This is a genomic window from Pseudomonas sp. MF09156, assembly GCF_059862305.1.
The window spans coordinates 25,198-36,587 of the sequence record NZ_JCBCUR010000012.1; the positions used below are offsets into that span (position 1 = coordinate 25,198).

Annotated in this window: 9 protein-coding genes and 1 pseudogene; 3 read left to right on the forward strand and 7 right to left on the reverse strand. The window is 50.4% G+C overall.

Features of this window, described 5'->3' with window-relative positions:
* Positions 1 to 20: 20 nt before the first annotated feature.
* Both AC19YY_RS22050 and AC19YY_RS22055 read right to left on the reverse strand, forming a co-directional pair.
* A complete protein-coding gene (locus AC19YY_RS22050) occupies positions 21 to 1,160 on the reverse strand; it encodes a trypsin-like peptidase domain-containing protein (protein ID WP_500604878.1) in 1,140 nt (379 codons plus the stop codon).
* A gap of 78 nt (positions 1,161 to 1,238) precedes the next feature.
* Entirely contained in the window at positions 1,239 to 2,237 is a 999-nt protein-coding gene (locus tag AC19YY_RS22055; protein WP_046071036.1) for an ATP-grasp domain-containing protein, read from the reverse strand.
* A gap of 450 nt (positions 2,238 to 2,687) precedes the next feature.
* On the opposite strand from AC19YY_RS22055, the pseudogene AC19YY_RS22060 reads away from it, so the two are divergent.
* Positions 2,688 to 2,832 (forward strand): annotated as a pseudogene (locus tag AC19YY_RS22060) (transcriptional regulator); the annotation flags it as partial.
* A 497-nt stretch (positions 2,833 to 3,329) separates the two neighbouring features.
* Here the strand turns inward: AC19YY_RS22060 and AC19YY_RS22065 are convergent.
* From AC19YY_RS22065 to AC19YY_RS22080, 4 genes are read right to left on the reverse strand one after another with little or no spacing between them, the layout of a single operon-like run.
* On the reverse strand, positions 3,330 to 3,785 hold the full coding sequence (locus AC19YY_RS22065; protein ID WP_500604879.1) for a hypothetical protein: 456 nt from the start codon (positions 3,783 to 3,785) through the stop codon (positions 3,330 to 3,332).
* Positions 3,786 to 3,794: 9 nt separating this feature from the next.
* Complete coding sequence (locus AC19YY_RS22070) at positions 3,795 to 5,951, reverse strand: site-specific integrase (RefSeq protein WP_500604880.1); 2,157 nt, start codon at positions 5,949 to 5,951, stop codon at positions 3,795 to 3,797.
* Between the two features lie 6 nt (positions 5,952 to 5,957).
* Positions 5,958 to 7,430 (reverse strand): site-specific integrase, encoded by a 1,473-nt coding sequence (locus AC19YY_RS22075; RefSeq protein WP_500604881.1) that lies wholly within the window; start codon positions 7,428 to 7,430, stop codon positions 5,958 to 5,960.
* Entirely contained in the window at positions 7,420 to 8,676 is a 1,257-nt protein-coding gene (locus tag AC19YY_RS22080) for a tyrosine-type recombinase/integrase (RefSeq protein WP_500604882.1), read from the reverse strand. Before AC19YY_RS22080 ends, AC19YY_RS22075 begins: the two co-directional genes overlap by 11 nt.
* 428 nt (positions 8,677 to 9,104) lie before the next feature.
* On the opposite strand from AC19YY_RS22080, the gene AC19YY_RS22085 reads away from it, so the two are divergent.
* Positions 9,105 to 9,314 carry a YebG family protein gene (locus AC19YY_RS22085; RefSeq protein WP_046071033.1) on the forward strand — a complete coding sequence of 70 codons (210 nt, stop codon included), beginning with the start codon at positions 9,105 to 9,107 and terminating at the stop codon, positions 9,312 to 9,314.
* A gap of 53 nt (positions 9,315 to 9,367) precedes the next feature.
* Here AC19YY_RS22085 and AC19YY_RS22090 read toward each other — a convergent pair whose 3' ends face one another.
* Positions 9,368 to 10,387 (reverse strand): Leu/Phe/Val dehydrogenase, encoded by a 1,020-nt coding sequence (locus tag AC19YY_RS22090; RefSeq protein ID WP_170043010.1) that lies wholly within the window; start codon positions 10,385 to 10,387, stop codon positions 9,368 to 9,370.
* 185 nt (positions 10,388 to 10,572) lie between these two features.
* On the opposite strand from AC19YY_RS22090, the gene AC19YY_RS22095 reads away from it, so the two are divergent.
* Positions 10,573 to 11,376 carry a SirB1 family protein gene (locus AC19YY_RS22095; protein ID WP_170043011.1) on the forward strand — a complete coding sequence of 268 codons (804 nt, stop codon included), beginning with the start codon at positions 10,573 to 10,575 and terminating at the stop codon, positions 11,374 to 11,376.
* Positions 11,377 to 11,390: the final 14 nt, after the last annotated feature.

Genomic DNA, 11,390 nt, shown 5'->3' on the forward strand with positions numbered 1-11,390 from the left:
CTTTCAAGTCAAAATAGGGGCTAAAAATTCTTGGCTTCGACGCGCCACATAGATGCTTGGGCCGACCGTGCTAATTCAGCAGTTGTGAACGTCCTGCTGCTGGATGTTTGAACTGCATCAACGCGGCACGCTTCCAGAAAGGAGAGGAGCAAAGACGCTTTAACGGCAAAGTTCATATTTTGAGCATCAGGCATTGTAGAAGTTACCAAACCGATAACAGCGCCTGTCGAATCAAATAAGGGAGATCCGCTAGAGCCAGGTTGAATAGCCGCAGTAAATTGTAGAAGGCTAGAATCGTTATGCAGGCCAAACAACGCCGACACGCCGCCCTGGGTCACGTGGACACCACCGCCGGCGAAACCCGACATAGGGAAACCCAGCGCGACTACAGATTCGCCCAAGTCGCAGCCGGAGCCGTCCTTAAAAGAGACAGATCTGAGGACAGGGGACTCCATCACCCTGAGGAGAGCGATGTCATTACGCTGATCAACGACGACCGGCTCTGCACGATAACGACCTTCAAAGGAGGAAATGAATATGTCACTCATGCCCTCGATTACATGAGCACAGGTGAGCACATGGTGCTGGGAAACAGCGAAACCAGTGCCGGTTGCGCCCGTTCGTGCGCGGTCAGCCTCCGCAGAGCTACTGCGCCCTTTTGGATGAGCGTCATTAATATCGATCCCGATGCGGCGGCCTAGAGCGGCTAAACCATAAGCCGAACCCTCAGCCAGTGCGCGAAACTTCCATTGCTGATTGCGGATGTAGAATTCGCCGATAATGATCGCCGCTTCACCGTTATCGCGAAGGTCCAACCTATATTCAATCTGTTCGTCAACAAGTAGGTGCAACGAACGAAGATCGCTTACCGGTCCTGCTGCAGAAAAAGTGTATGCGATGAGGAGTAGCCGATCGCTACCGGACGGGAGGGCTGACAAGTTCAACTTACAACCAACCTTTGCTTGGTCGCCGCTCCACTCCATCCAAGACTGTGACGTCTGAAATAGGGCAGCCTCACCAGTGGGTTGGCGTTTGTCATTTACCGGCAGTATGGCAATCGCAGCGTAGTCCCCGAAAGCCGAGGAGTTCCCGCATTCCAGAGTCCATTCACTCCGTGCACTTGATACCGCAGTGTTTGCGCCTGGCGCGAGCACCATCATTCCTTGATTACTCCTTAAGTGCTAAAACCACCGCGCTGCAATGGTACCAAACTTCAGGTTTCTCAATGCCTCAGGATGTCATTTTGGCACTACAGCTGCAACGGTGACCCCTTTCACACGTACGTCTGGCCGCCAAACGGTAGCTGGCTCAGGGAGATTCAGGCGGCGCGTAGCAAATATACCCGCCAAATTGACGCCAGCCTCCCGGGTATAACCAACGCCACCAGAGTAGCGCGGGTTGATTTCCAACAAGTGGGGATGACCGTGCACATCATCCTTCGTCTGAACATTCACGATGCCGTCACATTGGAAATGCTCGGCCGCTTTGAGTGCGAGCTCGACCGCCCGACCTTCCTTCTCAAAGATCTGATGAACACCAGTCTTTCTTCTGGCTACGAACGACACCGCTCGTCCAGCCTCGCAGACCATGTCGACCGAACACTCGCTCCCAGCCATGTAAGGCATGACAAGCATCGCCGGCGGCGACCCTCCATCACAGTACGCATGCATGTAGGTTTCGAAATTCGCAACTCGCGCATCGGGATCTGCAAAACAACGGAAGGGATCGGCGCCTTCCTTGAAACGCCAAAAGCCTTGGCCATAAATGCCGACTGCGGGTTTCACGCATACCTCACCCGACGCGGCGAGGGTTTTGTATGCAGCAAACATTTCATCAGCATTCGTAGCAGTAATCGCTGGCACGCAGGCCAAACCCGCGCGCTCAGCTTCAACGGTGAATTTGCTCTTGTCGTCGACAAGATCGAAAGTTCGCATCGACATCCCGCCGGTTACCAGAACCAACCCAGCTTGCTCGAAGCGTGTTCGGGCCTGCTCAAAGACGCCACCCAGTCGACCTGCCAGGATTACTTTGATGCCATAGGTGCGTGCAGTTGAAATCACCCACGATATCCGCTCTTCATCACCACGAGGCTCGGTAAAGCTGATATCGGCACCGGCCGTGATTTCAGGGCGATCGTCTCGATGCGAGGCAAATATCTTCACGTCAGGCGGCAACGCATCACGAGCGCCTTGAATAATGTCGCGCTGGCTAGACTGCCCTTCGAGAAACCAAATCATGTTTTAATCTCACTTGTAGATGTGCACTGACAGTCAAACCCTATGACGGAGACTGACAGCATCCGATGGTCAACCAAAACATAACGAGTGCTGCGGTAGCGTCAAGGCAATTCAGCGCGCTCCTTCAGGAGAGCGTCATCACAAGACAAGCTCCCATCCACAATTTGGTTTTCAGGTTTTAAACTGGACCGCTTGCATGCGGTTCCTGCGCTCGTAAAGTAATTAGGGACGGTAGTGGTGAGGCAAAACTAAGCGGGGTCCGCCGGAGAAAAACAAACAGCATTGTCATTTTTGAGTCGAGTCCAGTTCAGAATGGGCACCGACCACAACATTTCCTTGGCAATTTTGCACCGATATCAAGTAAGTCGTCCACAGACATTCTATTTCAGCGTATGAAGCTGCAGGGTAACTGAAGCTCACCCCGTACCGTTCTCAAGTTTTGAACCAGTAGAAGCGCAAGTGGCCCAAGCTATTGAGGCCCTCATGGTGATTAGCCAAAACGCGGATACACGATATGTCTCCGCGCCCCCAAGCCGATTGCAGCTCGCGCGTACTTATTATGTACCACATGGCAGGAACGGCTGTACAACTGCACTGTTGGCGCTGATTAAAAACTGACCCGGTGGATGCGGAAGAAATCTTGGACTACCTGGAGGCAGTTCGTGTAATCACCACCGCTCAGATTAAATAGGCGGTGCGCCGAGACCGGACGTCAGTCTGGGTGCTGGGCACATTTGTTACGCCATCCGATGCACTGGTCTTGCGGTGGTGATTTGTGGAGCAATGGGGTCACTGGGCATAGAAATTTTTTCATTCGGTTGCTGACATGATTTCTCAGATTTTCCTACTAGCTAAGTCCGCCTCTTGACTGACGCCCAATACGCTCAGTCAGAATACCCAGGATGATGAATGTTGTGGCAATCATGGCGCGAATATATTTTTATCAATACGGAAGCGAATTATATCTTTGAATAAACCCACAAGTTTTCGACACTCAATTGCATGCGAATACTATTGGTGGCAACATAGGGCTCAGAAGAATCAGTACTTCGGATCACAATACGCCAGTGTCGTGAAGTTTCGGATACGGTCCTAACCGAGCGGCAATTCATCACAGACAACGGAGTTACATAGAACGCATTCGTTATACGCGCGCTCCACCTTCAGCGTATCAGGAGACCGGACGACTAAAGCACGAATATCTATAGAGTGCATTAACAACGCTTCTAAAATACCGATATACTGAGTTCGCATCGCCACATACATTTTATCAACCTTATTTAACTCACATTGAAGTATTGAAATCTTCTCCTGCAAATTCCTACACTTGGCATCTTTATCAAATACCCATTTAGAGATAAGTGAAGATTGCAATACGACATCAATCTCAAATTGATATTTCCTGATTGTCTCCCTTGATACTCCTGCGTAAATGGAGAATTCTTTTTGGCTGTATGTATACTGCACAGAGCGATCGCGATAAAAAATAATCAACTCCAACAGCTTACTTCTTAGATACTCCTTGAGTCTTTCCCCCCTGTAATTCATACAACCTCCTCAATGATTACTCTTTTTAAAAATCTCTGTCAGCAGAAAGTTAGCTGACTGCTCCACGCTTTCAAAATGCTTATATTGGGGACTTGACTCACCGCCGGCGTTGACTATATGAACTCTGATAAAACTCGCATCATGAGCTATTCGCTGAATTTCAGACCTTTGCTTTTCATTTTGCGAGTCTACAATAAGCACCTCGCAGGGCTTGCCATCACCTCCCTTTGACAAACAGGAAAGATGATTTTGACAAGGCTTGAGTGCAAGATTATGAGCGCACCCGCCATGAGGCATTGGGTTGATAACACGAATAGCAGCCGTAAGATAATCTTCGGCCGCCTTACGATCTGCTATCTTAAAATTATTGAACGTAGTCTGTATCAATCCCACCGCCTTGTCCTCCCTAACGCGCTGCATCATATCTTGAAGTATAAGTGATCTACTTAATGCTGAGGTGTGGTCGTATATTTGAGCTTGAGTATAATCCGCTCGTCCTAATATAATATTCACCTGAGCGTCCGAAAGCCCGCCCTGCTTATATACAGTATTGAGCCAATGACGGATATCATGCCAAGTAAACTCTGCAACAGTGCCTGTTCGCGGATCAAGGATATCAAATTTTCTAAATAGTGATCCACCCTGTGCTGACGTACCGCCCAACCAACTTATGAACATCCCGCCACTAACTTTTCTAAACTCGTTCAACCTTACGGATTTTGAATAGGTCAAAAGATTACGTGAAATAACGAACAACGAGTCCTCAGGCTCTAATAACGTTTTCGAGTTTGCACGAATTGTCGGCGAGATCGAGCAATAGAACTCCTCCTCATATTTAAAGTCGCGTTCGAACGGGTATACTTTATCTTGGAGCTGACATAATAACGCATCATCAAATACCCCTCTCACTACTTCCCGCATCCAACTTCTCGCAGAGACAGTCACCCCGCAATTTTTTTCCATACACTTCGCGGTTATCGAATGAGGGTGCCTCCGCAGTTTCCTCTGCCAGTTTTCAACTTCACAGGTCACTGGAGCAAGTTCATCCCAACTTTTCTCATACAGATAAACCTTTTGTGACATCGCGATCTGGTTATTTAACAAACGGTTAAAAACGCGAGTTGTAGTGCAGAGGTACGCCGCTGCCTTCGATGGCTTCTTGAATCGCTCTAGTAATCCTATAGCGTCAACGAACTGTCCGGTTGAAAAATAATAGCTTCCTTTTGGCGTGAACAGCGTATGTTCTTTTGTCCATTCGGATGCAAATTTTTTCGAAAAGTACCTTAGCGATTGGTCCGAACTCAGTATTTTCTTCCAATCTAGGCGCGGAGCCGATCGTAGCTGTTTAACTATATGTCGCCCTTCCATTGTAGTCTTAGCGATGAAAGTCACTGCTGCTTTGACCGCAGGATACATTTCCTGAGGGAAAGGTCTATACAAAAGCGTACCACCTTTCTCAGGAAAAACTTTAAAAGCCCACCTCCCTTGAAGTTTTATCAAGCATTCCAACGGAAGGCACGCTAATTCATTAATTCTGCATCCCAATGCAATATTTATCAATAATGCATTAATGAAAAACTTGTCACGAAGCTCCAATTCCGGGTGATTAACCAATGCGACAATATCTCGAAGAACCTCCGTCGGCAGCAATTTTTTCTGCCTTCCACTTTCAGAACCATGCCTTCCATACTCAAGACGGCTCTTTGGTGCTGTATATAAAATCCTTAATCCAAGCCTCATTTGTAGCCATTTAGAGAAGGCTTGGAGATTGGATAGGCTTGATACTTTTCCTACTATCCCGCGCTCAATATAAGCATTCTCAACTGCGATAAAATCGAGAAGGTTAATCTGGGCAATCGTTTTATCACCAATCACCGAATCAAGCCTTACCAATGCCTCGATAATCGCGAAAGCTCCACCATCAGCAATTCCCACTTGAACTCGCTTAGCTGCAATGTAAATTTTCGCCACCATCCTCAAAGCATTGTTTTTAAGGCGGCCAAAACGCAGAGTTAAGACAGTTAAATTTCCGGGTCTTTTAACCCAATCCAAAATATCCCAATCATCGCTAAAAACATTAATTTCGGGGCTCAATACTTTCGAGACGGAAGTCGTAAGCTCGTGTAGTGCGATAGGTACTTCCAACATTAATAAACTCTCGCTCATAGGAAGTTACTCACCATTTTTTATTCTCGTTACAACATCTTTAACGGATTGGTAGACCCTTTCTAGATCCTTAAGAACCTTACTACGTTCTTTGCCACCTTCAGACTTACCCCACCTCGAAAGTTCGGCCTCCAAGTACTGCAAAGACTTTTGATGGTCTGCATCGCGCCAAGCAATAAAATACCTACACCCATTATAACAACTAAAGAAAGGGTGCTGCCCGCACACTCCTTCTTTGCCGCACTCTCCCACAAGAGCGGGCTTTTGTACGACGGGAATCAGTATCGGCGAACCAGCACCCCGAGGACCAACACGCCCGTTAAAAAAGAGACCATTAAGATCTGAAAACAAACCTCCAAGCCTCTTGTTGGCTCGTTCTAGCAACGGGCAGAACTCCGATGCCAAACAATCTATGTACCAATCTGCTGCGGTGATGGAACTATGTTCTAATACATATTGAATTTCATCTCTTGACGCCCCTTGAACAGCCATTTGTGTAGCCCCACTATGGCGTATTCGATACGGAGTTAACACCAATAGCTCTTTCGTCCTCGGGCTGACGAGGCCTATTTTTTGGCTCCAAAGTGTTAATCCACGACCAAAGTCTGGTCTTTCCCCCCCCGACATATTAACTAATAAGGTTTTTCGCGATTTCTGCAAATCTCTCACATGGGGTAATGCGGAATAATCTCGTATAGCAACCGCCAGCTCTCCGGTTATGGGCCATAGCTCTGCCTCCTGACCTCTTTGTTTCTTCGCCTTAGGAATTCTCAAAAAAAACTGCTGGTCAGATGCTGTGGGGTCGGGCATCCATAGTGCGCTGTCTAACATTTCATGTAGCTGAATGGGGCGTTTTAGCGTTTCAAACGCAATCCATGCGAATAACCGGACAGACGTGTCCCAGGTTGATTCATCGGGTGCCTTGGCCACCATAGCTCTTCTTACAACTTCTATTTCCGAACTGGTCAATGCCCCTCTGGTTTCATGCCATTGGAGTATTATATTCTTTGACTCACCTGGTTTAAACTTTATTGCATCCAGCTCTAACGCATAAACTTCATCGGCGCCGGCCAAACAGTTCTGCGCTGAATATCTATAAAACATTCGAAATTGCCCGCCTGCCCGTGACTCAGCCAATGTGATATCAAACAGATCCCCCAACGAAAGATCGGAAAAATCAGTCCACGAAGTATTCCATTTTGACTCAAGACACGATAATGCTGAACGAAAGCTAGGCAGAATACGAGGACAAACCGTTTTAAGCTTAAATTTTAAGTACTCATGCGCAGCATTAATGACTATTTTAGGAAGCTTGTATTCATCCAAACATATTGAATACCGCCGCCTCTGCCACTCAGCTTCAACCCTGCAAGTTGTAATATCGATAAAGAAAGGATTCAATGCATCAGCCCGACATTCAACATAAAGCCTGCCATGTTCATCACGAAACTCTTCGAGATGATTTAATTCAATATTCATCTATGATTCCTTCCGTATTCATCTGAATTAACCTATTCCTAGTCAAATCCCTGATTGCTCGTTTGGCATAACACCGCAGTGAGTTAGGGCTGCGCCATCCACCCATATAAACTATGTGATCAATTTCTGTCGCATTATTCTCCAGCGAACTTGCTGCCTCATAGAGTCGATTAAAGACCGCATGCCTAACCACGTGCCAATGAAACTTATCAACACATTCCAAACGTATATCTTTTGAAATTTTGTTAGCTGAAGAGCAAGATAGGGGACGGCCCATATTAGACGATCCGTGCGACACAAACAGGAAGTCATGATCCAAGAAAACTGTGAAGCCGTGCCTCTTTCCATTTGCCTTTACTCTATACGTCGATACATACTCTTCAATGTACTCGATAACATCTTCGTCCCCCGACCCAAAGTAAAGCAATCGTCCATACGTTTTAACAAGAGGATTATTTGGCGTCCGTGGATCTACGTAGTTTGCCCCTCTCTCTTCTATACGGACGATTTCAAGCGAAGGATAATCACCTGTAAGATCTATATCTTCCAATCGAAGGGCGAGCGCTTCACCAATTCTAAGACCAAACCTCAGCATCAACCGCCATAAAATATAATTGCGCAACTGCAGTCCACGCTTTCGCGTGGCGTTGTCCAATCTAGCTTTTAATAATTTCTCGATTAATTGCAACTCGTCATCAGTTAGATCCTGCGCGATAGCGTCAGCTTTACTGCCAGCCATGACTTCGGACCAAACCTGTTTATGACTCTCAATAAGCTTAATGTAATTAACATTGCTGTCCACTTGATAACTTACTAACGGAGTGAAGTTCTCCACAAACCACAACGCGAAAGCACTACAACTGTGGAGCACCTTGGTAACATAGCGGCTTATTTGATCACCACCTCGGGATGGCAATATTACGGTTTCGAGCCAGCGCGCGAAGCTCCTGACATTCTTGAAATCAACACCAAGCCCTTCTAACAGCATCACCTCAATATCAACACCATTCTTTCCCGCCCATGTGAACAGAAATGCCAAATGATAAAAAATTGTTCTTATGCTGGATTTAAATCTACGATTTCCTAATGAGTACGAAACTTCGTACACGCTTGCACTCACGACAGGCATGAATGTTTTGTCAGAGACCAATACATACCTTGCTAGTTGGCCATGAGAAAACTTTATGACTTTATACTCTAGACATACCCGTTTTGTAGAGGCACTACGATTCGCCAAGTCAATCATGAGCGCTTACCTCGCCCACGCCAGCTAAGTTTGCAAGTTCAACAGCCTGACAAACTTCTACTTTCCGTAAATCAAATTTACCGAACGAGTAATTATTCGCAGTCTTGGACTTTTCTTGACAGAGGAAATCTTCACGCCATCGAAGGGGTGGCCGTGAGGCGCTAAATGTTGATGCCTCACAAAGAGAAGGAATAGGCATGGAAATAGTTAGACGCATAGCTCATACCCCGACGAAAGCTCTGTCATGGGGGTACAGATGCCGAGCCGCGGATAATTCCGACGCCTACCTGCTATCTAAAAACCCGAGGTGCTTCACTGGCACTGTTTCTCAAAGTAGACCTGTCTATCGTAATAATCAACCCCTAGTGACGACCGCGCTAGACGTTCCTCAGACTCACGTATCTAGGCACCCGGCATTAAGGTAAATCATGGATAAAGCCGAAGCTGACCGTCATGACAAGATGCTTGAACTCGCTGAGTTGCTCGCAGAAGTGTTGCAAAAAGCCGTGCCGTCCCTGAGCGAGCAGCAGGTGGAGGAAGCCGGGATCTACATGGCGAAGAATCGCGATGTGTTTGCCAAGGCGTTCAAGAGCCAGCCGGATGCGTTGTCCGAGTTGCTGAACCCGGCGGCGGAATAAAGCCCGAATTGAACAGGCCCTGGATCGTTGATTCAGGGCCTTTTTAATAAGGGCTAGGCGTACAGCAGGCGCTCGGCCAGTTCATCGGCCACTCGGGCGGGTGAGCGTTTTTCGGCTTGAGCGTGGCCGAAGATTTCGGTCAGGCGTGTGCCGATGTTGGACAGGTGCGCGGTGATGGTCGCCAGGTCCGCGCCACCGTGCTTGAGGGCGACGTAGATCAGGCCGCCGGAGTTGATCACATAGTCCGGTGCATAGAGGATGCCGCGCGCTTCCAATTGGTCGGCCACTTGCAGGTGGGTCAGCTGCGCGCTGGCGGAACCGGCCACGGCGGCGCAGCGCAGTTGGGCGACGCTCTGGCGGTTGAGGACAGCGCCCAGGCCGCACGGCGCGAGAATGTCGCATGGGGTACTGAGTAGGGCGTCGTTGGCAATCGGGTGGGCGCCCAGTTGCTCCATGGCTAGTTGCACTTTGCCAGGGTCGATATCGCTCACCAGCAATTCAGCGCCAGCGGCGTGCAGTTGTTCGGCCAGGGCGTAGCCGACGTTGCCCAGGCCCTGGATTGCCACACGCAGGCCTTCCAGGTTGTCGCTGCCCAGGCGGGCCATGGCGGCGGTGCGGATGCCGGCGAATACGCCCATGGCCGCATGGGGAGACGGATCGCCGGCGGCGGTGGTGCTGGTGACAAAGCGCGTGTGCTGGGCGATGCAGTCCATGTCGGCCACAGAGGTGCCGCTGTCGATGGCGGTGATGTAGCGGCCATCGAGTTGCTCGATGCACCGGCCGAAGGCTTCGAACAACGCGGCGCGGCTTTCCACATGGGCCGGGCGGATGATTACAGCGTTGCCGCCGCCCACCGGCAAGCCGGCCAGCGCGGCTTTGTAGCTCATGCCTCGGGCCAGGCGCGCGGCGTCGGCCACGGCGCTTTCGTCGTCGGGGTAGGCCAGGTAGCGACAGCCGCCCAGGGCCGGCCCCAGGCGACTGCTGTGAATGGCAATGACCGCCTTCAACCCGCTCACCGGGTCAACGCTCAGGTGCAGGGATTCAAGGCGGGTGCTGTGCATGAGAGCAAACATCGTCAAGCTCCCGAATCACTTCTTGTAGTCGCCAAGTATAGGCCGCCGGTAAAAGATTGCCGGAACACGCGGGAATAAGCCGACCGCAATTTCAGGCTTTGTGACATAAACAAGTAGGCTGGTTCTCAAGAAGCTGGACGAAAGTTCTCGGCAAGGCTAAAACGAGACATCCGACGGAGAATGCAATGAATCCCCGCCAAGCCTTTTTCGACTGCCTGCACCGCTCGCCTGCGGCGCTGTTTGAAGCCGCCTTATGGATCGCTGCCGAGCACGACCCCGCCGTGGAGCCACGGGCGATCCTGGCTGACTTCGCGGTGCTGCAACAGCAGGTAAGCCTCGGCATGCCGCTGCTGCCGGCCGATGAGCTGGGCCAACCGTTGCTGCGGATACTGAACGACCTGGGGTTCGCCCAGGATGACTTCACCCCCTTGCGCCCCGCTGCCGCGCTGTTGGACAAGGTGTTGCAGCGCCGCCGCGGACAGCCTCTGGCCCTGGGGCTGATTGCCCTGGAGTTGGCGCGGCGCCTGGAGATCCCGATGGTCGGGGTCAACTTCCCCGGGCACTTCCTGCTAAGGGTAAGCGGTGCCGATCATTTGCTCGACCCCTGTGGCGGGCGGCGGCTGTACCCCAACGACTGCCGCGAATTGCTGCAACGCCAGTACGGCCCCAATCTCAAGCTGCAAGCCGAGCACCTGCGCAGCGTCGAGCCACGGCTGATCCTGCAACGGCTGTCGCGCAACCTGCGGCAACTGCACCTGGCCAATGACAATCACCTCGCGGCGCTGATCGACGCCGAGCGCGTGCTGGAACTGGGCGATGCCAGCGCCGCCGACTATCTGGCGCGGGCCAGTCTGTACAAGCACCTGGATTGCCCGAATGCCGAGCGCTTCGATCTTGAGCACGCGCTGTTGCTCAGTGAAGACCCGGTGCAGCGGCTGCGCCTGACGGAACGGCTGGGGCATTTGCCGCCTGGGGCGGTGGTGCATTAAAGGGGGCGACCGGT

Coding starts and splice junctions, on each gene's coding strand:
- AC19YY_RS22050 (WP_500604878.1), bottom strand. CDS start 1,160: ATGATGGTGCTCGCGCCAGGCGCAAACACTGCGGTATCAAGTGCACGG.
- AC19YY_RS22065 (WP_500604879.1), bottom strand. CDS start 3,785: ATGAATTACAGGGGGGAAAGACTCAAGGAGTATCTAAGAAGTAAGCTG.
- AC19YY_RS22080 (WP_500604882.1), bottom strand. CDS start 8,676: ATGATTGACTTGGCGAATCGTAGTGCCTCTACAAAACGGGTATGTCTA.
- AC19YY_RS22055 (WP_046071036.1), bottom strand. CDS start 2,237: ATGATTTGGTTTCTCGAAGGGCAGTCTAGCCAGCGCGACATTATTCAA.
- AC19YY_RS22070 (WP_500604880.1), bottom strand. CDS start 5,951: ATGAGCGAGAGTTTATTAATGTTGGAAGTACCTATCGCACTACACGAG.
- AC19YY_RS22090 (WP_170043010.1), bottom strand. CDS start 10,387: ATGTTTGCTCTCATGCACAGCACCCGCCTTGAATCCCTGCACCTGAGC.
- AC19YY_RS22085 (WP_046071033.1), top strand. CDS start 9,105: ATGGATAAAGCCGAAGCTGACCGTCATGACAAGATGCTTGAACTCGCT.
- AC19YY_RS22075 (WP_500604881.1), bottom strand. CDS start 7,430: ATGAATATTGAATTAAATCATCTCGAAGAGTTTCGTGATGAACATGGC.
- AC19YY_RS22095 (WP_170043011.1), top strand. CDS start 10,573: ATGAATCCCCGCCAAGCCTTTTTCGACTGCCTGCACCGCTCGCCTGCG.